22 protein-coding genes are annotated in these 25718 nt (G+C 37.8%); 12 read left to right on the top strand and 10 right to left on the bottom strand.

Annotation, left to right across the window (positions count from 1 at the left end; translation table 11 throughout):
- Window positions 1–402 precede the first annotated feature (402 nt).
- Window positions 403–1734, top strand: coding sequence for an SLC5/6 family protein (locus DK865_RS18445; protein WP_023583068.1), 1332 nt, complete (start codon window positions 403–405; stop codon window positions 1732–1734).
- A gap of 64 nt (window positions 1735–1798) precedes the next feature.
- Window positions 1799–3148, top strand: a complete 1350-nt coding sequence (locus DK865_RS18440; RefSeq protein ID WP_109392545.1) for an L-cysteine desulfidase family protein — start codon at window positions 1799–1801, stop codon at window positions 3146–3148.
- Window positions 3149–3253: 105 nt separating this feature from the next.
- Here DK865_RS18440 and DK865_RS18435 read toward each other — a convergent pair whose 3' ends face one another.
- The 3 genes from DK865_RS18435 to dnaB are packed head-to-tail and all read right to left on the bottom strand — an operon-like array spanning window position 3254 to window position 7045.
- The gene (locus DK865_RS18435) at window positions 3254–4450 is read right to left on the bottom strand and encodes an amino acid aminotransferase (RefSeq protein WP_109392544.1); all 1197 of its coding nucleotides are present in this window, start codon (window positions 4448–4450) and stop codon (window positions 3254–3256) included.
- Window positions 4451–4503: 53 nt separating this feature from the next.
- Entirely contained in the window at window positions 4504–5595 is a 1092-nt protein-coding gene (alr, locus tag DK865_RS18430) for an alanine racemase (protein WP_023583066.1), read from the bottom strand.
- Window positions 5596–5635: 40 nt separating this feature from the next.
- Window positions 5636–7045 carry a replicative DNA helicase gene (dnaB, locus tag DK865_RS18425; RefSeq protein WP_023583065.1) on the bottom strand — a complete coding sequence of 470 codons (1410 nt, stop codon included), beginning with the start codon at window positions 7043–7045 and terminating at the stop codon, window positions 5636–5638.
- 155 nt (window positions 7046–7200) lie between these two features.
- Here dnaB and DK865_RS18420 point away from each other — a divergent pair, with 155 nt between their 5' ends.
- Together DK865_RS18420 and DK865_RS18415 are read left to right on the top strand one after the other, a co-directional pair.
- The gene (locus tag DK865_RS18420) at window positions 7201–8184 is read left to right on the top strand and encodes a quinone oxidoreductase (RefSeq protein ID WP_109392543.1); all 984 of its coding nucleotides are present in this window, start codon (window positions 7201–7203) and stop codon (window positions 8182–8184) included.
- A 190-nt stretch (window positions 8185–8374) separates the two neighbouring features.
- A complete protein-coding gene (locus DK865_RS18415; RefSeq protein WP_109392542.1) occupies window positions 8375–8689 on the top strand; it encodes a hypothetical protein in 315 nt (104 codons plus the stop codon).
- Between the two features lie 39 nt (window positions 8690–8728).
- Here the strand turns inward: DK865_RS18415 and dusA are convergent, their stop codons facing one another.
- The gene (dusA, locus tag DK865_RS18410; RefSeq protein ID WP_023583062.1) at window positions 8729–9763 is read right to left on the bottom strand and encodes a tRNA dihydrouridine(20/20a) synthase DusA; all 1035 of its coding nucleotides are present in this window, start codon (window positions 9761–9763) and stop codon (window positions 8729–8731) included.
- 169 nt (window positions 9764–9932) lie between these two features.
- Between dusA and cbrC the strand changes: the two genes are divergently transcribed.
- The 6 genes from cbrC (at window position 9933) to potD (ending at window position 16408) form a co-directional block, all read left to right on the top strand.
- Window positions 9933–10523 carry a PF03691 family colicin E2 tolerance protein CbrC gene (gene cbrC, locus DK865_RS18405; protein ID WP_023583061.1) on the top strand — a complete coding sequence of 197 codons (591 nt, stop codon included), beginning with the start codon at window positions 9933–9935 and terminating at the stop codon, window positions 10521–10523.
- Between the two features lie 159 nt (window positions 10524–10682).
- Window positions 10683–11969, top strand: a complete 1287-nt coding sequence (locus DK865_RS18400; RefSeq protein ID WP_023583060.1) for a S8 family peptidase — start codon at window positions 10683–10685, stop codon at window positions 11967–11969.
- 546 nt (window positions 11970–12515) lie between these two features.
- Window positions 12516–13631, top strand: a complete 1116-nt coding sequence (gene potA, locus DK865_RS18395) for a spermidine/putrescine ABC transporter ATP-binding protein PotA (RefSeq protein WP_023583059.1) — start codon at window positions 12516–12518, stop codon at window positions 13629–13631.
- Window positions 13615–14475 carry a spermidine/putrescine ABC transporter permease PotB gene (potB, locus tag DK865_RS18390; protein WP_023583058.1) on the top strand — a complete coding sequence of 287 codons (861 nt, stop codon included), beginning with the start codon at window positions 13615–13617 and terminating at the stop codon, window positions 14473–14475. The genes potA and potB overlap by 17 nt, the downstream gene beginning before the upstream one ends.
- Window positions 14472–15251 carry a spermidine/putrescine ABC transporter permease PotC gene (potC, locus tag DK865_RS18385; RefSeq protein ID WP_023583057.1) on the top strand — a complete coding sequence of 260 codons (780 nt, stop codon included), beginning with the start codon at window positions 14472–14474 and terminating at the stop codon, window positions 15249–15251. The genes potB and potC overlap by 4 nt, the downstream gene beginning before the upstream one ends.
- Before the next feature lie 113 nt (window positions 15252–15364).
- Entirely contained in the window at window positions 15365–16408 is a 1044-nt protein-coding gene (gene potD / locus DK865_RS18380) for a spermidine/putrescine ABC transporter substrate-binding protein PotD (protein ID WP_023583056.1), read from the top strand.
- Window positions 16409–16560: 152 nt separating this feature from the next.
- Here potD and DK865_RS18375 read toward each other — a convergent pair whose 3' ends face one another.
- The 6 genes from DK865_RS18375 to DK865_RS18350 all read right to left on the bottom strand — a co-directional run bounded on the left by DK865_RS18375 (window position 16561) and on the right by DK865_RS18350 (window position 22355).
- Window positions 16561–16863: a helix-turn-helix domain-containing protein gene (locus DK865_RS18375; protein ID WP_023583055.1), complete on the bottom strand. Its 303-nt coding sequence runs from the start codon at window positions 16861–16863 to the stop codon at window positions 16561–16563.
- 26 nt (window positions 16864–16889) lie between these two features.
- Window positions 16890–17963, bottom strand: a complete 1074-nt coding sequence (locus DK865_RS18370) for a fimbrial protein (RefSeq protein ID WP_023583054.1) — start codon at window positions 17961–17963, stop codon at window positions 16890–16892.
- Entirely contained in the window at window positions 17963–18481 is a 519-nt protein-coding gene (locus DK865_RS18365) for a fimbrial protein (RefSeq protein ID WP_109392541.1), read from the bottom strand. Before DK865_RS18365 ends, DK865_RS18370 begins: the two co-directional genes overlap by 1 nt.
- Window positions 18481–21000, bottom strand: coding sequence for a fimbria/pilus outer membrane usher protein (locus DK865_RS18360; RefSeq protein WP_109392540.1), 2520 nt, complete (start codon window positions 20998–21000; stop codon window positions 18481–18483). Before DK865_RS18360 ends, DK865_RS18365 begins: the two co-directional genes overlap by 1 nt.
- A 33-nt stretch (window positions 21001–21033) precedes the next feature.
- Entirely contained in the window at window positions 21034–21717 is a 684-nt protein-coding gene (locus DK865_RS18355; protein ID WP_109392539.1) for a fimbrial biogenesis chaperone, read from the bottom strand.
- A 98-nt stretch (window positions 21718–21815) separates the two neighbouring features.
- Complete coding sequence (locus tag DK865_RS18350; RefSeq protein ID WP_109392538.1) at window positions 21816–22355, bottom strand: fimbrial protein; 540 nt, start codon at window positions 22353–22355, stop codon at window positions 21816–21818.
- An 874-nt stretch (window positions 22356–23229) separates the two neighbouring features.
- Between DK865_RS18350 and yddG the strand changes: the two genes are divergently transcribed.
- Entirely contained in the window at window positions 23230–24144 is a 915-nt protein-coding gene (gene yddG, locus DK865_RS18345; protein WP_023583048.1) for an aromatic amino acid DMT transporter YddG, read from the top strand.
- 231 nt (window positions 24145–24375) lie between these two features.
- The gene (locus DK865_RS18340; protein ID WP_109392537.1) at window positions 24376–25650 is read left to right on the top strand and encodes a bifunctional O-acetylhomoserine aminocarboxypropyltransferase/cysteine synthase; all 1275 of its coding nucleotides are present in this window, start codon (window positions 24376–24378) and stop codon (window positions 25648–25650) included.
- The last annotated feature ends 68 nt before the right edge of the window (window positions 25651–25718 follow it).

Genomic DNA, 25718 nt, shown 5'->3' with positions numbered 1-25718 from the left:
GAAAGGATTATCATAGTCTATCGTGATGGACAGCACAGTTTATTTGGTGATTTGTTTCAATTGTTATACTTGACTATTATTGTATAACAATAGTAATTTTTCATTATTAATCAATATATTAATTGTTTTTGAAAGTTGCGGTAGAGGGAGTGTTATTATTTACTGTGCTCTTTGAACAGATAATCCTACTTTTCTCCTTACGATAGAATTTTTTTCCAAATCATTTTGGGCTATCACGATTTATAACAACTTTTTTCTCCGTAATATTCCCTATCATTTACCCATAATAAATAATACCTGCAAAGAGTAAGGCTATTTAGACATCGCAATGTTAGATAGACTTTTTTACCCCCAAAATTCGTTTTGCTATTAACAATTACAATATAAAAAGTGAGTACTAATATGGAAACGGCTTCCTCAAAAACAGAGACCACAAGCTATCCCGCAACTAGTGCTGGCGCTCGCCGCGCAGGTATGACAGAACAAGAATGGCGTGCAGCAATTAAATTCGACGGCAATGATGTGGGCTGGGTTATCATGAGTATCGGTATGGCTATCGGTGCAGGTATTGTATTTTTACCTGTACAGGTCGGTCTGATGGGATTATGGGTTTTCCTACTATCCTCGATCATTGGTTATCCTGCTATGTATCTTTTCCAACGCCTATTTATTAATACGTTGGCTGAATCTCCTGAGTGTAAAGACTACCCAAGCGTTATCACCGGTTATCTTGGTAAAAACTGGGGTATTTTATTAGGTGCACTCTACTTTGTGATGTTGGTCATTTGGATGTTTGTTTACTCAACAGCAATCACCAATGACAGTGCTTCTTACTTACAAACATTTGGTGTGACTGAAAGTTTACTGTCAGAAAACCCATTCTATGGTTTGATCCTGATTTGTGCTTTAGTTGCTATCTCTTCTCGTGGTGAACAATTACTGTTTAAAGTATCAAGCTTTATGGTACTGACTAAACTGTTTGTTGTTGCAGCGTTAGGGATCTCCATGATTGGTATGTGGCATCTTTATAACGTGGGGGCATTACCACCTGCTGGACGTTTAATTAAAGAAGCAATCATTACCTTACCTTTTACACTGACTTCGATTCTGTTTATTCAAACATTAAGTCCAATGGTTATTTCTTACCGTGGTCGTAATAAAAATCGTGAAGTTGCTCGTCATAAAGCGTTACGTGCAATGAACATCGCGTTCGGTGTGTTGTTCTGTACTGTTTTCTTCTATGCAATCTCATTCACATTAGCAATGGGTCATGATGAAGCCGTTAAAGCGTATGAACAAAATATCTCTGCATTAGCGATTGCTGCAAAATTCTTCCCTGGTGGATGGGTAACTGTTGTAAGCGTTATGCTGAATATCTTCGCTGTCATGACGGCATTCTTTGGTGTCTACCTAGGTTTCCGTGAAGCGACACAAGGGATCGTGATGAATATTCTGCAACGTTATCTTCCAGCAGAAAAAATCAATCAAAAATGGGTACAAAACGGCATCATGGTTTTCGCTGTGCTACTGGCATGGGGTGCCATCATCCTGAATGCGCCAGTATTGAGCTTCACTTCAATTTGTAGCCCAATCTTCGGTATGGTGGGTTGTCTTATTCCTGCTTACTTAGTTTATAAAGTGCCGATGTTACACAAATACAAAGGTGCGTCACTTTACCTGATTATCTTTACCGGTTTGCTGCTCGTTATCTCTCCGTTCTTGGCATTCTCATAGTCGCCAACTTCGGTTCTAGTTAGGCGTTGTTTTTAAAAACTAAATTAATCCAAGGTGTTAGATTATGAGCCAGAACAAAAATTCTCATTTATGGTCACAGTTTGTTCGTCAGTTACGCGAAGGTGTGAAGCCTGCGGTAGGTTGTACTGAGCCAATTTCATTAGCATTGGCAGCGGCGAAAGCAACTGCGCTTTTAGGCGAGCCAGTTGTTCGTGTTGAAGCTTGGGTTTCGCCGAACTTGATGAAAAATGGCATGGGCGTAACAGTGCCGGGAACGGGAATGGCTGGGCTGCCTATTGCAGCAGCATTAGGTGCGACAGGAGGAGATCCTGAAGCGGGATTGGAGGTCTTGTTAAAAGCATCCGCTAATGCCGTTGCTCAAGCTAAGACACTGGTTGCTCAAGGTAAAGTTACCGTTGGTGTAAAAGTACCTTGTGAAGAGGTTCTTTACTCTGAAGCTAAAGTGTATAGCCAATCTGGTTATGCCATCGTCAGTATTGCAAGAGAGCATACACACGTTGTTCGTTGTGAATGTAACGGTAAGGTTGTTTTTGAGGAAGATAAATCAACACTTACTAATAATTGCGAATCTACTGATGAAAAACCTTTTACTGATGTTTGTGCTGAAGATATCTATAACTTCGCACTTAATGTGCCAGTGAGTGAAATTGAGTTTATGCTCAATGCCGCTCGTTTAAATGGCGCTTTATCAGAAGAGGGGCTACAAAACACCTATGGATTAGCCATTGGTCGTACCTTAATTCTGCAACAAGAAAAAGGTTTGTTAGGTAAAGACTTACTTAATGAAATCATGATTAGAGCATCAGCCGCATCGGATGCTCGTATGGGTGGGGCGGTATTACCTGCAATGAGTAATTCAGGCTCAGGTAATCAGGGAATTGCCGCAACATTACCTGTAATGGTGGTTGCTGAATTTATCAAAGCAGATGATGAAACCTTACTGCGTGCATTGGTTTTATCTCATTTAATGGCAATTTATGTTCATAGCCATTTTCCACCACTTTCCGCCCTTTGTGCTGCAACAACCGCTTCAATGGGAGCAGCCGCAGGAATGGCATGGTTACTTACAAAAGATTTCACCACGGTCAGTATGTCTATCAACAGTATGATTGGTGATATCAGTGGCATTATCTGCGATGGCGCATCGAATAGTTGTGCAATGAAAGTTTCAAGTAGTGCAGCGAGTGCCTATAAAGCAGTATTAATGGCGATGCAAAATCAAAGTGTTGCCGGTACTGATGGTATTGTGAGTGACGATGTCGATAGCTCAATAGCAAATCTCTGTGCATTAGCCAGTCATGCAATGCAACATACAGATATTCAAATCATTGAGATTATGGAAGAAAAAGCGCGTCGTCATGCTGGGGAAAAGAAGCAAACTGTCAATATATAAAAGGCGAATACCTAAAGCGACAGTGAGGTTGTGATGCAGTAAAAAGAAATACCTGCTTATGAAAATAGGCAGGTATTTTTTTATCATGAAATCGCGTTGATTGGCTTAAATACTTACCGCGGCAAAAGCTTGAGCAATGCGCTGAACATTACCTGTATTAACACCAGCCATACAAACCCGACCAGTACCGACAAGATAAATACCAAATTCGTCACGTAATCTATCAACTTGTGCTTGTGTAAAGCCGGTATAGCTGAACATACCGCGTTGAGTTAATAGATGATCAAAATTCTTTTCAGGCAGTGCAATTTTTAAAGCCTCGACTAAAGTCACGCGCATCTCTTTAATGCGGTCACGCATATGCGCAACTTCTTTTTGCCATTGTGCCGTTAACACTTCGTCTGATAGCACTTTATTGACAATTTGTGCACCATAGTTTGCAGGGCTTGAATAGATACGACGTACAGCCGCTTTTAACTGACCTAATACATGTTCGCATTCAGTGGCATTACCACAAACAATCGATAAACCGCCAGCACGTTCACCGTAGATACCAAATATTTTTGAAAAAGAGTTACTGATCAGTATTGGTAGCCCTGCTTTTGCCATAGTACGAATAGCATAAGCATCTTCATCTAAATTTTCAGCAAAACCTTGATAAGCAATATCTAAGAATGGAATTGCTTGGCGAGCTTTTAAGACTTCGGTGACTTGATCCCATTGATCTTTAGTGAGATCAGAGCCTGTTGGGTTGTGGCAACATGGGTGCATCAATACAATGCTTTTTTCTGGTAGCTTTTTAAAGCAATCGAGTAGTGCTTCAAATTTTACGCCTTTGGTTTCAGGATCAAAGTAAGGGTAGTGATTCACCTTGAAACCTGAGCCCGCAAAAATAGAAGCATGATTATCCCAAGTTGGATCACTTATCCATACTTCTGATCCTGAGAAATAGCGATGCAGAAAATCAGCACCCACTTTTAATGCACCTGACCCACCTAATGTTTGGATGGTGGCAATTCTCTTTTCTGCAATTAGAGGATTATCTGCACCGAAAAGGAGATCTTGGATTTCACTGCGATAAGGCGCCAGCCCTTCCATTGGTAAATAAAGTGTTGCGGTAGGAGTCATGGCATTAAGTTGCTGACGCGCAACTGAAACAGTTCCTAAAATAGGGGTCTTGCCTTCTTCGTCATAATAAAGACCAATGCTTAAATTAATTTTATCCTGACGCGGGTCTTTGTTATAAACATCCATCAATGAGAGAATTGGGTCTCCCGGAAACGCTTCAACCTGTTGAAACACGGCTTCTTCTCCAATCACTTTTAGTGTGTCATAGGGATACAATATCGTGTGTATTATTGTTCGTCTAGGTATTCCATGATGACGCGCGAGGTTAATTTTGTGATCAACTCATAGGCGCTAATACCACTATATTTGGCAATTTCTTCTACGGGCAACACATCTCCCCATAAAATAGCTTCATCACCAACACTATCAATTAGTTCAGTCCCCAAATCGACGCTGATCATATCCATCGAAACTCTGCCAACAATAGGCACTTTTCGACCATTGATCCACACAGGTGTACCTGAAGGTGCGCTACGAGGATAACCATCGCCATAACCAATAGCGATCACACCAAGATACGTGTCTTTTTCACTTACCCATGTGCCGCCATAACCAACAGGCTCACCCGCTTTATGTTTACGAACGGCAATCAGGCTTGTTTTCAGCGTCATTGCTGGGATTAAACCAAAGTCTTTACCCGTTCTGTCATCACCAGTAGGGGAGATACCGTAAGTAATAATGCCGGGGCGAACCCACTGATAATGGACTTGGGGCCAAAATAAAATACCCGCAGAAGCTGCGATAGACTTATCACCGGCTTTATCTTGAATAAAATCTTGAAATAGTGAGATTTGTTTTTGTGTTGCTTCAGGAACTTCAGGCTCATCAGCGCGACTAAAATGGCTCACAATATTGACAGGTTGTTGTACATTTTTGCAGGCGGAAAGTCGTAAATAAAAGGCTTGGGCATCTTCAGGACGCACGCCTAAACGGTGCATCCCTGTATCAATTTTCATCCATACTTTGACAGGTTCATCTAAGTTAGCCTGTTCTAATGCTTCTAATTGTTCTTGGCTATGAACCACTGTTTCAATGTGGTTGACGACTAAAATAGGCAGGTCAACGACATCAAAAAAACCCTCTAACAGAAGAATGGGTTTTACAATCCCCCCACTTCGTAAGGTTAATGCTTCACCAATACGTGCAACACCAAAACAATCAGCATTGTCCATTAAGGTATATGCTGTTTCTAATAACCCATGACCATAAGCGTTTGCTTTCACGACAGCTATCAGGTGGCTATGTGGGGCATAGTCTCTCACATGCTGAAAATTGTGACGCAGAGCGCGGCGATCTATCACTGCGGTTGCCGCTTTCATATTATTCCAATACTTCCTTTAATTAAGTCAAGGTGAGTGATTATTCATCGTCGTAAGCAGGGCCAGCATAGTTATCAAAGCGTGACCATTGGCCGTTAAAGGTAAGCCTTACTGTACCAATTGGACCATTACGTTGTTTACCGATGATGATTTCTGCAACCCCTTTTAAATCACTACTTTCGTGGTAAACCTCGTCACGATAAATAAACATGATAAGGTCAGCATCTTGCTCAATAGAGCCTGATTCACGTAAGTCGGAGTTAACAGGGCGTTTATCAGCACGTTGTTCCAAACTACGGTTTAACTGTGATAGAGCAACCACAGGAACTTGCAGTTCTTTAGCTAACGCTTTTAAAGAACGAGAAATTTCCGCAATTTCTAGTGTTCTATTTTCAGATAATGAAGGTACTCTCATTAGCTGTAAGTAGTCAATCATGATAAGGCTTAAACCGCCATGTTCACGATAAATGCGACGAGCGCGAGATCGTACTTCTGTTGGTGTTAAACCCGATGAATCATCGATATACATATTGCGTTTTTCAAGCAAAATACCCATGGTGCTTGAAATACGCGCCCAATCTTCATCATCAAGCTGCCCTGTACGAATTCTTGTCTGGTCGACACGAGATAATGATGCCAACATACGCATCATAATTTGGTTACCAGGCATCTCTAAGCTGAAGATCAGTACGGGTTTTTCTTCTGTCATTGCCGCATTTTCACATAAGTTCATGGCAAATGTGGTTTTACCCATAGAAGGACGTGCGGCAACAATAATTAAATCTGACTTTTGTAATCCTGCCGTTTTTTTATCAAGATCTTGGTAGCCACTTGAAACACCCGTAACACCATCATGGGGTTTTTGATAGAGCTGCTCTATTTTTTCGACAGTTTCTTCTAAAATTGCATCGATTGCTTTAGGACCTTCGTCTTTATTGGCGCGTGTTTCAGCAATTTGGAACACTCTTGATTCAGCAAAGTCGAGGAGATCTTCACTGGTGCGACCTTGAGGATCAAAACCTGCATCTGCAATTTCGTTGGCAACTTTTATCATATCGCGAACAACTGCACGTTCTCGGACGATGTCTGCATAAGCGTTGATATTCGCTGCACTTGGTGTGTTTTTTGAAAGTTCAGCTAAGTAAGCAAAACCCCCTACACTGTCTAACTCAGCATTTTGTTCTAATGCTTCTGATAGTGTAATAAGGTCGATAGGTTTGCCTAATTCCAACAAACGTTGCATTTGCGAGAAAATAGTACGATGAGGTCGGCTATAAAAATCTTCGGCGGTGACGCGTTCAGACACATTATCCCAACGTTCATTATCTATCATCAGACCGCCTAACACGGACTGCTCTGCTTCCAGCGAATGGGGAGGTAGCTTTAATCCCTCCATTTGTCGGTCTTTAATATCAGACATCAGCTTGTCAGTGGTCTTGTTTCTGGCCATAAATCCTGCATAAAATCGAAAAAGTGTCAGTCAGCGCATCAGTATACGCTAACCTAATTATCTGTGCCTTGTAGAAATAACTATCATTTGTCATTATCTCTTTAGGTCTTTAGAACGCTCGCTTATTTTACCCTATAAAAATATTGGAGATCACAATGGCTAAACGCATCCAGTTTGCTGCTCATGGTAGTGCCGATGTTCTTGAGCTGGCAACATTCACCCCTGCACCGCTTGGTGAGAATGAAGTACAAGTCGCCAATAAAGCAATTGGCATTAACTATATTGATACTTATGTGCGTAGCGGATTATATCCTGTAAGCCAATTCCCTAGTGGATTAGGCACTGAAGCTGCGGGCATTATTATCAAAACAGGCGCTAAAGTGACTTCACTAAAAGAAGGGGACAGAGTTGTGTACGCGCAATCTCCGCTAGGGGCTTATAGTGATACGCATAATGTACCAGAAAATAAAGTGGCGCGTCTGCCTGATAATATCTCTTTTGAACAAGCTGCCGCCTCTTTCTTAAAAGGATTAACGGTTTATTATCTCTTCAATGAAACCTATAAATTACAAGCGGATGAAACCTTTTTATTTCACGCAGCTGCTGGTGGTGTTGGTTTAATTGCAAGCCAATGGGCGAAAGCGATTGGCGCAAAAATGATTGGTACAGCAGGCAGTGATGAAAAAGTTACCAAAGCAAAAGCAGCTGGTGCATGGGAAGTGATTAATTATCAGACTGAGTCGATTGTGGAACGGGTCTTGGCGCTAACGAATAACCAAAAGGTGCCTGTTGTTTACGACTCTGTTGGTAAAGCAACTTGGTTAGATTCGTTGGACTGCTTGCAACGCCGTGGCTTAATGGTGAGTTTTGGTAATGCATCAGGTGCTGTAACGGGTGTTGATTTAGGTATTCTCAATAAAAAAGGTTCTCTATATGTGACACGTCCATCTATTTCGGGTTATATCACAACACGTGAAGAGCTAGATGTCGCAAGTGAAGCGTTATTTGTATTAATTGGTAGCGGTAAAATTGATGTTAGTGTACCGGATAACCAGAAATTTGCTTTAGCAGATGCGAAAGATGCACATCGTTATCTTGAAAGTAGGCAATCTCAAGGATCAAGCTTACTTATTCCTTAATTATGAGTTGTAAAAACTAAAACCTATTTAAAATAAATTAAATAGGTTTTGAATATTAATTGCTAATAAATATAAATCATTTCCAGTTGGATTATCAAAAAAAAACCTTATTTTTATTTTCGATTTATTTTTAACGCTATCTCTTTTAATTTACGTTTTCACTAATGTTATTAATAGAGTTGGAGTGTTTATGCAAAAGAATGAATTAAATGATTTTATAAATTTTATCTATGAAGATAATAAAGTCAGTAATGTTGAATTACAGTTTATTCGTGATGTAGCTGATGAAAAGGTAGAAGCATTATTTGAACGTTTTGGTGAAAACAATAATTTATCAGCATTCCAAAAATCAATAGATGTATCTGTTCAATTAATGCAAAATGCCTTTTTTGATATTAAAAAGAAAGAAAGTTCAGAAGAAGGTAAATGTGAAGTAAAAGAAGCTTTTGAATTTCAAATAGCTTATTTAATTGCAAATTATAATCGCTTTTTCTCATTACTTTAATAAAAATAAACCAGCCATTAGATGGCTGGTTTTATTTCATTATTTTTCAGTTACAAATTTAAGTGCGTTTTCTAAAACAGATAAATCAGCACCCTGTTTATGGGCATTTTCACTTAAATGACGTCGCCATTGTCTTGCTCCCGGAATACCTTGGAATATTCCCAACATATGACGCGTAACATGACCTAAATAAGTCCCTTGTGATAGCTCTTTCTCAATGTAAGGATACATTGCTCTTACTGCACTGACCGCATCAGCAATAGGTAATTGATTATCAAATAATTCGTGATCAACGTGAGCTAATATTGATGGGTTTTGATAAGCCTCGCGTCCTACCATGACACCATCCATATATTTTAGATGCTCTTTAGCTTCTTCTAATGACTTAATGCCACCATTAATTGCCATTGTTAGCTGTGGAAAATCACGTTTTAATTGATAAACACGCGGATAATCTAAAGGTGGAACTTCACGGTTTTCTTTAGGACTTAAGCCTGATAACCACGCTTTACGAGCATGAATAATAAAGGTATCACAGTTATTATCACGACTCACAGTACCAATAAAGTCGCATAGAAATTCATAGCTATCTAGCTCATCAATACCAATACGTGTTTTTACCGTCACCGGGATATCAACAACATCACGCATGGCTTTTACACAATCTGCAACGAGTTGTGCCTCTCCCATTAAACAAGCACCAAAGCGTCCATTTTGTACGCGATCAGAAGGACAACCGACATTTAAATTAATTTCATCATAGCCACGTTCTTGCGCTAGCTTTGCACATTGCGCTAAAGCTTGAGGATCGCTTCCGCCCAATTGCAAAGAGACGGGATGCTCTTCTTCACTGTATTTTAGATAATCACCTTTACCATGAATAATGGCACCTGTTGTCACCATTTCCGTATAGAGCAGTGTATTTTTACTGAGCTGACGAAAGAAATAACGGCAATGACGATCAGTCCAATCGAGCATCGGAGCAACAGAGAAGCGGTTCAAATTATATTTTTTTGAATTGCTATTAACATCATGATTTTCTGTTGATTTATTGAGTTCTATATTTTCTGACATGTTGTAATTCTTTCGTCTATTTAGGCGTTGATTATCTCTAATTTATAAAGGAGATAAAATGAGCTCGCATTATAGCATAGAGGATAGCTTACACATGCAGGATCTGATGCTAGGATGCGTTTATAAAGCTGAAGATAAGTGATAATAAACTATAAAATAGGAAAACATAATGCCAACAGAAAAAAGAGTATTACCTTATTTCAAATATCATCCAGACCCGATAAAGACAGAGGCTTTTATTACAGGTGATATCGTTGTATGTGATTGTTGTGGAAAGGAAACTGATATCTATTATGGTAGCCCTTTCTATTCAGTAGAAGATATTGATGCACTATGCCCGTGGTGTATTGCTGATGGTTCTGCAAGTGAAAAGTTTAATGGTGAATTTCAAGATATTGAAAGCATTGAAGGCGGAGACGTTCTCTATGATGAAGAGGGGGAGTATTGTGGTTCTACTTTACCGCCTATAGATAAAAACAAACTCGATGAATTAACAAAACGGACGCCTGGTTATCATGGCTGGCAACAAGAACATTGGCTAATACATTGCGATGAACCTTGTGCCTTTATTGATTATGTAGAATGGGATGATATCAAAGATAAATTAGAACAATTTGCTTCTTTAGAACAAGATATTCAAGACGTTGGTTTTGAGCTTTCTGATTTATCAGAGCGCTTATGGGATGATGGTGAATGCCAAGGCTATTTATTTAAATGTTGTTGTTGTGGAAAATTACGTTTACATATCGATTTTAGTTAATAAATATTATCCTAAAATATCAAGTCTATTTTTAGAATATAGGCTTGATATTTATTTTTATAGAGTAGCTTATTTGTATTATCTCTATTAAAAATGGAAATAGTCAATGCTCAAGATTTTACGCTATAAAGCGAAAAAATAAAAAGAGGAGCATTGGACATGAACATTAAAAGAAAGATCCTTATAAAAGTAAAAAATCTTGATTGTGATAATAAAAATTTGTCATTTTCTACTTCTCATAAAATGTATCACTCCCTTTTAACTAATATATCTTTAGTTCCGGTAATATCATCTGTTCATCAATTGCCACCTAAAATTTATATGAATTCTGTTGCAATAAATTTTAATGATCTAAATAAATATTATTATCTTAATTTACCACAGGATAATCATTATTCTTTAGATGAAGTCATTAAAGTATTACAACAACATCCTGATATTGAATATGTACAGACTGTACCGATACAGCCTATTGAGCCTCCTAATATTACACCTGACTTTACTCAATATCAGCAATACTTAAATACACCAGAAAAAAAAGTGAATATTAATAAAATTAAAGGGCTAGGAATTAGTGAAGCATGGAAACAAGAAGCCTATGGGCAAGGAATACAAGTCGCGGATATTGAATGGGATTTTAATCTTTCTCATCATGATTTATTAACAGATAACATTACGTCCTTACTACCTTTCAATGAAAAAACCAGTCAAGCAGATCATGGTACAGCGGTAGCGGGCTTAATTATGGGAAAAAATGATGGTAAAGGGATCACAGGACTCGCTTATAAATTAGATATGTTTTATGCCATCTCAGAATTAACTTGTGGGCGTATTGATGCGATCATTGCGAGTAAACGTATATTACATGCTGGTGATATTGTTCTATATGAAATGCAGACAATTTGTGAACATCAAGCTTACGTACCTGCAGATTATGAAATGCATATTTGGGAAGCAACTCGTGCATTAACAGACGCAGGGATCATTGTAATTATGGCTGCAGGTAATGGGGGGGTAGATCTGGATTTACCTGCTTATAAAAGTTATCGACAACGTCATGATAATAACTCAATACGTGTTGGTGCTGGTTCGCCTTATACATTAAATCGATTACCTTTCTCAACGCATGGTTCACCTATACATGTACAAGCGTGGGGAGAGGATGTTGCAACAGCAGGTTATGGTGATCTGTTTCGAAGTGATGATAACCATACTTATACCGCTAATTTTAGTGGAACATCGTCAGCCAGTGCTTTAGTGGCGGGAGCTGCTGCGGTGATCCAATCTTGGTATAAAGACAATACAAACAGTGTGTTAACACCGATACAAATGCGTGACTTATTAATTAAAACCGGCACTTTTCCACTGTTAAATGACAAAATTGGTCCTTTACCGAATGTGAATAACGCCATTTTATATTTAAAAAAATTAATGAAACGTCATTAAACATAATAGTATTAATTCCTTTAACGTCTTCTAAATATTAGGAGGCGTTATGTGAATTTTCATCTATATGATATATAAAGTTTTTATCATCATAATAAGATGGAAATATAAAAAAAGCGTAATTTAATCAGCTTTTATTGTATAAACAGCAACCATAAAATTGCATTGCAAATAAACGAGCTAATAAGTTTTTATAGGAAAATAAGGCAATTAGACTACTTCTAAGAGAAAATTTATTTAATTATAAATTTAATCGATTTTTACGATTTATATAAATTAATAGTATTTTGATTTTATTGTATTTTTAGCCTAATCCCTAAAAGGTAGGGTTTATGATGAAAAACTTAAATATGAATAGTTTTTCATTGTTTATGCACCTTTTTGCTTTCAATTTCACGCCACTGCGTTTATCATTTTCTGCTTGTACTATACATACGGCGTCGCTGGTTTTGGGCTTCTGTGGAGCATAATGCTCCGGCAGCTCACACAGTCTTTTCCAGTGGCGGTTCTATCTGCATTATTCTTCGGGATAGAGTATTACCTTAAATGACTGAGAAAACATCTCTGACACCAGTTGTCGAATTAAAATCCTTAAGTAAAGGTTTCGACGGAAAACAAATTATTTCCCGCCTCGATCTCACTATCAACCATGGCGAGTTTTTAACCATCCTCGGTCCTTCGGGCTGTGGTAAGACGACGGTTTTGCGTTTAATCGCGGGTTTAGAAGACGTTGACGATGGGCAAATTATCCTTGATGGGCAAGATATTACGGATATTCCAGCGGAACAACGTTTTGTAAATACGGTTTTTCAAAGTTACGCGCTTTTCCCTCATATGACTGTTTTTGAAAACGTCGCATTTGGTCTTCGCATGCAAAAAACACCTGCAGATGAGATTAATGTTCGCGTTGAAGAAGCCTTACGTATGGTGCAACTTGAAAATTTCGCACAACGCCGTCCTGCACACCTTTCTGGTGGACAACAACAACGTGTTGCGATTGCGCGTGCGGTTGTGAATAAACCCAAGGTCTTATTGCTTGATGAATCATTATCTGCATTGGATTACAAATTACGTAAACAGATGCAAAATGAATTAAAAGCCTTACAACGTAAATTAGGGATCACCTTTATTTTCGTGACTCATGACCAAGAAGAGGCGCTGACCATGTCAGACCGGATCGTGGTGATGCGTGAAGGGCGTATTGAGCAAGATGGTACTCCGCGTGAAATTTATGAGGAACCAACAAATCTGTTTGTTGCGCAATTTATAGGTGAAATTAATATCTTTGATGCGCGCGTTCTTCATCGCATTGATGAAACACGTATCCGTGCTGATGTTGAAGGTCATGAATGTGATATTTATACCACACTACCAGTGACACAAAACCAGCAACTCAAAGTATTACTTCGACCTGAAGATCTCCGTGTTGAAGAAATTCACGATCTTGAAAACCTTCCTGGGCTAATTGGTTATGTTCGTGAACGTAACTATAAAGGCATGACGCTAGATTCTGTTGTTGAAATGGAAAATGGCAAAGTGGTGATGGTCAGTGAGTTCTTTAATGAAGATGATCCAGATGTTGATCACTCGTTAGACCAAAAAATTGCAGTCACGTGGGTAGAAAGCTGGGAGGTCGTGCTGGCAGATGAAGAAAACACGTAAACTATTTCAAAACATCGTAATTACGGGTGTTGTGGGTTGGTTGATGGTGTTCGTCTTCTTGCCGAATATCATGATCATTGCGACCAGTTTTTTAACGCGTGATGATGCTAACCTCGTCGAAATGGTCTTTACACTCGATAACTACTATCGCTTATTTGATCCTATGTATGCAGAAGTGTTACTGCATTCTATTAATATGGCGGTGGTCGCAACATTAGCGTGTTTATTATTAGGTTATCCTTTTGCTTATTTCCTTGCGAAAATGCCTAAGAAAATACAGCCATTAATGTTGTTTTTATTGATTGTACCTTTTTGGACAAACTCACTTATTCGTATTTATGGATTAAAAATATTCCTAAGTACGAAAGGTTATTTTAACGAATTCCTGTTGTGGATTGGACTTATTGATAAACCACTCAGAATTATTTATACCCCAGAAGCCGTTGTGCTGGGGCTGGTTTATATTTTATTACCTTTCATGGTATTACCGTTATATTCCAGTATTGAAAAGTTAGATAAACCTTGCTTAGAGGCAGCGCGCGATTTAGGGGCTAATAAATTTCAAACCTTTATTCGCATTATTATTCCATTAACAATGCCGGGCATTATCGCGGGTTGTTTACTCGTGATGTTACCTGCGATGGGCTTATTCTTTGTTGCTGATTTAATGGGTGGCGCGAAAAACTTATTAATTGGTAACGTCATTAAGAGCCAATTCTTAAATATTCGTGACTGGCCTTTTGGTGCAGCTACAAGTATTTGTTTAACATTGGTGATGGGATTAATGCTGTTTGTGTATTACCGAGCCGTGAAGCTACTGCATAAGAAGGTAGAAATAGAATGATAGGACGGTTATTGCGTGGTGGATTCATGTCCATTATTTACGCGTATCTTTATATCCCGATCATCATTCTGATAGTTAACTCTTTTAACTCATCACGTTTCGGGATCAACTGGAAAGGTTTTACCACAGATTGGTACACCATTTTATTTAATAATGACAGCCTGCTTCAAGCGGCTGGGCATTCATTAACAATGGCGGTCACTTCTGCGACATTTGCAACATTAATTGGCTCATTAGCGGCGGTTGCTCTTTATCGTTACCGTTTCCGTGGCAAAAAATTTGTGGGTGGAATGCTGTTTGTTGTGATGATGTCGCCGGATATTGTTATGGCAATTTCACTGCTCGTTTTGTTTATGATCCTAGGTGTTTCGTTAGGATTTTGGTCGCTTCTCTTTTCACATATTACATTTTGTCTGCCTTTTGTTGTTGTCACTGTGTACTCACGACTAAGTGGATTTGATGTGAAAATGTTGGAAGCAGCAAAAGATCTAGGGGCGGGTGAATTTACTATTTTACGTAAAATCATTATGCCTCTGGCAATGCCAGCAGTGGCTTCAGGTTGGTTATTAAGCTTTACGTTATCTATGGATGACGTTGTCGTTTCCTCTTTTGTGACGGGACCAAGCTATGAAATTTTACCACTGAAAATTTACTCAATGGTAAAAGTGGGCGTTTCGCCAGAGGTGAATGCGCTTGCAACCATCCTTTTAGGTCTATCCTTAATATTAGTATTAATTAGTCAGTTGATCTTAAGAGACCGAACTGGCAAAGCGTGAAAAAGGTATTAGTGCGAGTTTCTCGCATTTTTTGGGGTCTTGAAGACCAATCTGTTGGAGGTAGGCTGACCGCCTATTTGATATTAACGCATCAACCACTGAAGGAAACATAAATGAAAAAGTGGTCCTCTGTGCTTGCTGCCAGTGTAATGGCATTAAGTATCGGTACAGCATCGGCTGATGATAGTAAAACATTATATTTTTATAACTGGACGGAGTATGTGCCGCCTGGTCTGCTTGAACAGTTTACGAAAGAAACTGGGATTAAGGTGATTTATTCCACCTATGAATCCAATGAAAGCATGTATACCAAGTTAAAGACCTACAAAGAAGGGGCTTATGATTTGGTGGTTCCTTCTACTTATTTTATTTCTAAAATGAGTCATGAAGGCATGCTGCAAAAAATCGATAAATCAAAATTAACCAATTTTGATAATCTCGATCCTAGCTTATTACATAAATCATTCGACCCAGAAAATGATTACTCAATCCCTTATATTTGGGGAGCAACGGCTATTGGTATTAATAGCGATGAAGTTGATGTGAGTAGCATTACTTCATGGGCAGATTTATGGAAACCTGAATATAAAGATAGCCTGCTGCTTACTGATGATGCGCGTGAAGTATTCCAAATGGCATTATTGAAATTAGGCTATTCAGGCAATACAACTGATCCTAAAGAGATTGAAGAAGCTTATAAAGAGCTACAGAAGTTGATGCCAAACGTATTAGCATTCAATTCAGATAACCCCGCTAACCCTTATATGCAAGGGGAAGTTAATTTAGGGATGATTTGGAATGGTTCGGCATTTATTGCTCGCGATGCGGGTGCACCTATTGAAATGGTGTGGCCAAAAGAAGGGGGCATTTTCTGGATGGATAGCTTAGCGATCCCTGCTAATGCCAAAAATGTCGAAGGTGCTCATAAACTTATCGACTTTTTACTACGTCCAGAAATCGCAGCAAAAGTGGCTGAAAATATTGGTTATCCAACTCCTAATCTAGCCGCGCAAAAATTACTGCCAAATGTGATCACTAAAGATAATTCTCTTTATCCAACAGAAGAAATTATTAATAAAGGTGAATGGCAAAATGATGTGGGTGATGCAACCGTATTATACGAAAGCTATTACCAAAAATTAAAAGCAGGACGCTAATCACATCTGAACCTTGCTAAAAAGCCACTTTTATAAAGGTGGCTTTTTTTATGTCTAAAGGACATGAAGTTTCCATTAAGTTAACCATAAAAAAATAAATGCGAGAGGTTGTGTCAGCAAAAGATAATTAAAGAAAATAAGAGTGACTTGTATTATTTTTTTATACAACATTCAGCAACAAGTCGGCTGTTTTTTTCTTGAGTTTTGCGTTGTTGTTCAATATTAATTAAATAATTACTCTGTAGAAAATAACTAATATGAACATCAAATTTTTCAGAGATCAGATAAATAAATTCAATACTGATCCTATTGGTTCCCCGTTCATAACGAGAAAGTTGTTGCTGACTTATGCCTAACTCTTGAGCAAAAAGAGTGCCTGAGTATTTTAATTTCTTTCGTAAATGACGTATTCGTTGCCCTATACGAAAATTAATGGTTTTGCTGTTATCAATCATTTAATCAGCCTTAAAAATTCAAATCATTATTGATAAGAAAAAGTCAGACTGGCTAACCCGTTTGCTTTCCCAGGTTTTAGTGTTCCAGTCGTGATATAGCGAGTTGACAGGTTTAATGTGTAGTTTTCGTTATTAGAAGTTGTTATATGAAGTAAACGTTGATTAGGTTGTCCCGTAGCACTGATATCAGGGCCATAAACGACAGGGGTCGGATTATCATTAAAAAGAAACTGGATCCCAATACCCGACGCGTCAGAGTCTGACGTCAGTGTGAGGACATCTGTATGATTAGAATAGGTAGATTGATCGGTCATGCTGGCATATAGGTGAACGTTGGTATCACAAGTAACAGAAATGGGCTTTGTTTGTATTTTTGATGTTGAACCAATGGTTGCCATATCTCGCATTGAAATATCGCCTAATTCATAGGTGAGATTTTTCGTATTGACCGTACAACCTCTGGCTTTAATGGTGATAGTGACTGGATTTATTGCGACAAGTGATGTGTTATTTCCTTTATGAGAGCCACCGTACTCAGACCAAGTATTTGCAATTACGGTGTAAGGAATATTATAAACACCCGTTTCTAAGTGCTCGTCAGTGACAACAAACACAACTTTGCCTTTTAACGAAACGCGGTCTACGTTTTTGTTTACTGTCGATCCTACTGCGGGATAAATAATCGTCGCACTTGAGCCTGCGCCGACATCAATAGGCACATAAGAAACATTGTCATTATTATCTTTCAAACCAAAGGCATAACCAATGCCTTTTACGCCAGCAAGGGCATACACAGGATATCGATTTCCCCCTTCGTAATAGTAAACACCACTAATTTTTGAGCCTAATGCATTGGCATACAGTGTTTCTACCCAACATTTTTTTAGGGGTTTATTTTCACATTTAAAGCCATTATAAACAGATGTTTCACCTATCCATGTTGAGGTAATGGGAGTGCCTGCGGGTGTGCCATCCGCAGCGCCATCAAAATTCATTGGCGGCGGTGAAACGATAAGAGGATCTGCCACTGCCCATGCTATTTCTGTGGGAAGACAAATAAGGGAAACCAGTAATGTAAGGGGGAATAAAGTACGTTTCATTATTGGTACTCCAATAAAAATGTGGTGGTTGCATTGGCTTGTCCTGCACTGACTGGCACCTGAGTGGCGACATAGCGAGCGTAAAATTGCAGGGTATTATCTTGATTAGGTAACAGGGGATAAGATTGGCTTTTATCATTGATAGGAATTGATGTTCCTGATTTATCCATAATTGAAATGGCGACACCTTTTGCACCATTATTATTAATCGCCAGTAATGTATTGTCAGAGAGATCACCCGCTCCGTTAAAACTGACTTTCACTGCACTGGCTTCAGGCTGACAATCCACTAATTTAATACTAAAAGGAATAATCGGTGTTCGTTGTTGGCTCATTGCCGTTGAGGTGAAGTCTTTCGTCGCAATGTCACCAAGTTTCACTGTAATATTTTCTGAGTTTGTCTCAACGGTACAGGTATTGCCTGTCACTCGTGCATGAATTTGCACTAAAGTGTCATAGGCATATCCTTTCGTCATAAAAAGGAGTGGTAGAGCCAAAATAAGCGTGAGTTTATGCATTATTGGCACTCCTGTGTCATTTTTACAAAAGGTTCATCATGTTGATTTTCAGGTAATGTATAATTAACTTGGCAATGTTCAGATGCATTATTTCCCCAACGAATATCTAATACGCCAGACTTTGGTACACCTGAAAGATAAAGTAAGCCATCATCACCAATAATGCCGGAGAGGTGATTTTGCTTATCAGATGCTATGGCACCAAAAGGAAGTGGGCGCCCTTTTTGTTGCAGTGTTAGAAGTAGGCGATATCCTGTTTTAGCATCAAAATTGACTTTGATAACAGCGCCTTGAGTTGGAATGACTTGCTGAATATTCTGTTCAATTTCGACATTATCAGGAAGTGCAGTGGTATCAAGTGCGACTTTATTTTGGCGATAAGCGGTTGCATAAGGAATAACGGCAAATCCACGCCAGTCGGTATAAATCCCTGTTGCATTATCGATGGGAACGTCTGCGGTTTTGCGAGCATCAACAAGAATGGTATTAGAACTTAAAGGCTGGCTTAACGTTAAACCTTCGCTGTGAAGTAACACTCCCCCTGCAACGCTATAATTCAGTTGTTGAGCCTCTTTGTTATAGTTATAACCCACATTAAGGTTGCCATAGCGACTTTGATAACCTAATGCCGCGTTACCCGTATAACTTCCACCTTGATTGCTATAGCCTTGCTGAACACTGTAATTAAGCGTGTTATCTTCAAATAATGTGCCTGCTACACCGGCATTATGTGCTGAATAACCATTATCATTATGACTATAGTTATAAGTGAGATAGGCGCTATTTACGGATTGATAGCTTGAAGGCATTAATAATTGTAATGGAATTGAAATACCCAAAGAGAGCGTTTGATCGCGCTGACCGCTATTCATCATGCGGTTGTAACCATAAATAATATTGTAAGAGAGACCATTTACATTACCGTTATAGCCAGCTTGAAACAGAACATTTTTTTCATTGGTTTCCCAGTAATTTTGCCAATTGGTTGTCATGAAAACAGAACCATAATCTCCAAGTTGCTGTGATAAATTCACTTGAAGACTGCCTTTTTTTCTATTGTATAAATTAAAATAGCGTAATGGCTCTTCTTTATTATTTTCATAGAGATAGCCAGACATTCGAGTATTAAGTGTCTCATCTAGCGTATAGAAACCCGAAGTGGAGTAGCGATATCCTAGTAATTGAAAATTTGTTCCAAATTGGTTTAATGATTTGGCATAGAGAAAGCGCAGGGAGTACCCTTCAGAAGTCGAATTATCAGGTAATTTACTATGAGCAAAGGTGATATCTGTTGAGAATGCACCTAAAGTTCCCATATTCCGACCTACACCGAGCGCATAAGATTGATAGTCAGAGGTAATTAATGCACCACCGTAAGCGGTGCTGTCATAAGGCAGACCATAAATAAGATGACCTTGGATAAAGCGTGGCTTTTTATTTTGGTTATCTTGACGCACTTCACCCGCTTGAATAACAAATTGTTTTTGACCTTCTCGTTGTAAAATAGGCACAGCAGAATAAGGCACAATATAGTCGTGCTTACTTCCATCGTTTTCTTCAACCGAGACATATAAATCGCCACTATTTGAAGTAGGATAGAGATCGCGAATTTCAAATGCACCAGGAGAGACAAAAGTCTGATAAATAACATAGCCATTTTGTCGAATAACAACTTTGGCATTACCACTTGCAATCCCTCTTACAACGGGTGCAAATCCTCGTTGACTATCTGGCAACATGGTGTCATCACTTTCTAAAGAAATACCTCTAAAATTAACGCTGTCGAATAATGTTGATGAGGTATAACTATCGCCAACTTTTAACTGACTTCTTAATGACACAATATTTCGTTGAAGATAGGTATTGATGTGCTCCCACTGATGTTTTCCATTTGATGAGTTCCATGTGGAATAATCTCTTAATCGCCAAGCGCCAATATTGATCCCGCTACGTAGATTAAGGTAATAACTATTATTATGAGAATTTCCCCAGTTATTGGCACCACTAAAACTGTAATTCAATAAACCCGCGGTAATTCCGTTATCCCATTTTTCTGGTGGAATATAACCCCGTGCTTTAAGATCTAATGCGGCTTGAGGAACTTGAATTTTTAATGCTTGTTTTTCAATATCATAATTAACACTGGTATCAGGAATGGAATCTGAAATATCAATACACTCTTTTTCTGACTTAATATCAAAGTCAGTAATTAATTTAGTATTAATACTTAGTGATTGTAAAAGCGCTTTATTCAGGCAAGGGATCACCTCTTTATTATTGCTAATAAAATGGACATTTTCATTTCGTAGATATTCATTATTAAAAATAATATCAAGATGGTAATCACCGGGTTTAATGCGATTTCCTGCTTCAAAATAGCTTAGATCAGTGATGGCTTCAGGTGAGTCAGATAAAAATGCAGGATTAAATCGGTTTGCACTATATAAAGGAAATGGCAATATTAATGAAATCGTGATGATCCCAGAAAAAAGAAAACAAACTGTATTTTTATTAACCATGATTTTTAACCAACAAGCTAAAAGCAGATATCATTATTGATGAGTAATTTCTTTTTTTAATACTGGGGTTTGTGCGCCATAATCATTAATTGTTTGGAATGAAATTGTATTTTCATTTCGATTTATTTTTCCCAATGTTAATTGGGATAAAGGATTGAGCATGATGCTTGATGGAAGTTGACTACCTGCTACGGCTAGATTTACCATCGTAATATAATAAGGTGTTGGATTAGTGGCAATAAGCTCACCATTTTGATAAGAAAACTTAATTTCATTAGCAAATTTTTCACTGTAAGCCGGTAAAATACTTGGGCGGTAAAATAATTTAATTCGACTTTGTATCGCAATTTGCAAAGTATTTTCTTTATCAAGCTCTTCTTGTAATGAAGGTATAACTTTTACATTCATCCAAAATAAACTTTCTTTATCGTTGGGTAATGATTTACCGACATACATAATTCTTAATGCATTTTCTTTATTGGCATCAAGAATATATAAGGGAGGTGTAACAATAAAATCAACTGTTTTATTTCCTTCGAGATCTGAAACCCAAGATTGGATTAAAAAACTATTTTCTTTATCTGAATTCGTTACCACAAGATTTGTTTGTTTAATATTGGAATTATAAACAATACGTGTTGCACCTAATGAAACACCACTAGAATAAGAAAGTAATGGAAATAAAAACATAATAAGGAAAATAAGTGTCTTTTTCATAATAAAAATTATCAAGTCATGAAGATATTGCAATACTCTTTTGATAGAAAAATATGCCGTCCTTGGCAATAAGACATCAATCAAAAGTCATAAAACAATTAAGAGTAAGTCACCATAAAGTTTGTGGTAACGTTTGCGCTACCAGCCTTAACTGCATCTTCGGTCGAGATAAGGGAGGCGTTGTAATTTAATTGGTTTTCACCATCAATCAGTTTTTGAGTAGTAGATGCTTGGTTTGGCGCAACAATGGCACTAGTAGAATCAGTGATTTTTAAGGCAATATTTTCTGCTGCACCCGCACCTTGTAATGCAAACGCATTTGCATCGCCACTTGATGCTGTACCGTTGAAAGTAATTGCCGCATTAGCCGATACTGTAGTATCACAATTATTTAATTTGATACTAAAAGGAATACGGCCTGTTTCATCCCCTTTCGCTGCGAATTCAGCAACGCGGAATTGACCTAAGCGAACGGTTTGGTTTGATGAGCTACTATCAACACCACAAGCCGCATTAACAACAGAACCTTCAAAGTTAACAGAACCGCCATTTACAGTGGTGGTGGTTGCTGCTAGTGCAGGTGTAGCCATAGCTGCCATTGTTGAAGTAAGAATTGCAGATAATAATAACTTTTTCATTCATTGTTCCTATAATTTCAATATATATCTTTGTTTTTAGCTTAATAAACTAAGCTATATTTAACTCTGCTTATCATTTCTATATAAATGAAGAAACAGTGATTAAAATAGGTTTGAGAAGCGTAAATAGAATGATTAATAAACTTATTAAAATAAGAGTAGATAGATCAAATCTTAATTAAACGGGAATAAAATGCATATTGCACTTAAGTCAAATTTGCGAAAATTATAGATGGGCTAGAAAAATTATAGAAATCGTTTAAAACGATCATTGTTGAGTGGTTTGATAGCTAAAATCTACGAATAATCTGTTAACTATCGGTGAAAATTAATGTTAAGAAATAGAAAAATACATAAATTTATATAATGTATGTTGATTTTTGATTTATCTAGCTGATATTTATCATATTTTTTATAATCAAATAAAGATTTTCTAAAATAGATAAAGTGTTTATACGTATAACATTATGTTTCATAATATATATTTTATAATGAAAATATTTACATGATGAAACAAAAATTTACACGTATGGTGGGGAAAAAAAACGAAATAGAATGTTTTTTTACAGAAATAAAAAATTTAAATTTATTTTTTTATAAAAAAATAGAAATAATATTAATTCATTTTTTTTTGAAATTAGATGTCATGATTTTATAAATCAGAATTCTTCTTTCTTTTTTTACAACTAAGGTGAGTGGATCAATATATTTTATTTTTAATATAAATTGTAACAAAATGTTTCATTGCTCAAGATCCTCTTTTTATTTTTTCCGATTCGTTTTCCATTTTTTGCATGATAGTAATTAAAGCAATTACATTGATTCTGTTTTAATATCGGCGCTAATGGCACAATCTTAAATCTGAAGGCACAAAATGATATCTAGCTCATCAAAAGGGACATTATATGGCATTGTTGCCATTTTACTTTGGAGCACTATTGTTGGTTTAATTCGTAATATTAGTGAGTATTTTGGTGCCGTAGGAGGTGCCGCACTGATTTATACCACAGGCACACTCTTCCTTATTTTGATTTTAGGTGTACCTAAGCTATCACACTTTCCTAAACGCTATCTTTTCTGGGGCGGGCTATTATTTGTCACTTACGAAGTCTGTTTATCTTTGGCTTTGGGATTTGCAACAGATCGAACACAAGCCATAGAGTTGGGAATGGTGAATTATTTATGGCCTAGTTTTACGTTAGCACTTGCCGTAATACTTAATAAGCAGCGATTCTCCATTTTATTGATTGCCGGATTATTATGTGCATTTAGTGGGTTAGTCTGGGTTGTTAGTGGCGATAATCCGCTGACAATTGACGGTTTATGGCAGAATATTCAAAGCAATCCATTAAGCTATATATTGGCGTTTTCAGGAGCCATTCTATGGGCGTTTTATAGTAATTTAACTCGTCTTATGTCTGGTGGGAATAACGGCATTGTGCCTTTCTTTTTATTAACGTCACTAGCATTGTGGGGACAATATCTTTTTTCAACACCCGTAGAGTGGAGCGTTAATACAAAAAGTATCACGCTATTATTAATAACGGGTGCCGCTATTGGGCTTGCAAATGCGGCTTGGACAATCGGTATGATCAGAGGCAATGTGACCTTATTAGCCACACTCTCTTATTTTACGCCCGTTATTTCTACTGCATTCTCATCAATATTATTGTCTACGGCACTCTCTTTCTCATTTTGGCAAGGCGTAATGATGGTGACAGGGGGTTCTTTAATTTGCTGGTTAGCAACTCGTCAAAAAACGATAAAACCACTTAAAATGACCAAATAACCTAAAATAGGGGGGGGGTTAAGTTAAATATTGACGTAAATAGAGGTTGTTGGATCAAGAAATTCTATTTAAAAAGGGCATTTGTGTAAGTTGAAATTTTTTCACTATGCGATGAGGAAAATATCGGCTTATCTATATTACTTATAAACTGAAAAGTTACACTTGGAACATCTCCAATGAAGATGTGTTAAGTAATACGATAAGAACAAATGCAACAAAAAAGGAATTGCTATGAAACTTGAGACACTTTCTGTTCACGCCGGTTATTCACCTGATCCAACCACAAAAGCCGTTGCTGTACCTATTTACCAAACAACATCTTATGCATTTGATGATACGCAGCATGGTGCCGATCTTTTTGACTTAAAAGTACCCGGTAATATCTATACCCGTATAATGAACCCAACCAATGATGTATTAGAAAAACGAGTTGCAGCATTAGAAGGCGGGATCGCAGCAGTTGCTGTAGCGTCAGGTATGGCAGCAATTACTTATGCAATTCAAACTATTGCACAAGTCGGTGACAATATTGTTTCTGTCGCGAAGCTGTATGGTGGTACTTATAACTTAATGGCACACACTTTCCCTCGTATTGGTATTGAAGCACGTTTTGCTCCCCATGATGATATTGCGGCTCTTGAAGCGTTAATTGACGACAAAACAAAAGCGGTATTTTGTGAAACTATTACAAACCCAAGCGGAAATATTGTTGATATTCAAGCATTGGCGGATGTCGCTCATCGCCATGGTGTACCTTTGATTGTTGATAATACTGTTGCAACGCCTTATTTATGCCGTCCTTTTGAACATGGCGCGGATATTATTATTCACTCTTTAACCAAATATATTGGTGGCCACGGCAATTCGATTGGTGGCATTGTTGTTGATTCTGGTAAATTCCCTTGGGCTGAACATAAAGATCGTTTTGAAATACTGAATACACCGGATGTTTCTTATCACGGAGTAAATTACGTTGAGCACTTTGGTGCGGCTGCTTATATAGCAAGATGTCGTGTTGCGCCTTTGCGTGGAACAGGTGCTGCATTGTCGCCATTTAATGCTTTTTTAATTCTACAAGGGTTAGAAACGCTGGCGTTACGTATGGATCGCCACACTGAAAATGCACAAAAAGTAGCAGAATATCTACAAAATCATCCTCAAGTGGCATGGGTTAAATATGCGGGGTTAAACAATCACCCTGAACATGATTTAGCAGTACGTTATATGTCAGGTAAGCCCGCGGGCATTCTCTCTTTTGGTATTAAAGGGGGAGCAGAGTCTGGGGCGAAATTTATTGATGCATTACAACTCATTGTTCGCCTTGTGAATATTGGTGATGCAAAATCATTAGCATGTCATCCAGCATCAACCACTCATCGCCAATTAAATGATGAAGAATTAGAACGTGCAGGCGTTTCACGCGATTTAATTCGTTTATCAATTGGTATTGAGCATATTGACGATATTCTTGCAGATTTAGAGCAGGCATTAAAAGCCAGTATTTAATTAAATTTATTCGTTAATAAACCACCTTCTTTAATATAAAGAAGGTGGTTTTATATATTTCATTTTTT

Source organism: Proteus cibi (genome assembly GCF_003144405.1).
GTDB classification, from domain to species: domain Bacteria; phylum Pseudomonadota; class Gammaproteobacteria; order Enterobacterales; family Enterobacteriaceae; genus Proteus; species Proteus cibi.
The sequence above is the reverse complement of the archived record's forward strand: the minus strand, read 5'-3'. Positions and strand labels throughout refer to the sequence as shown.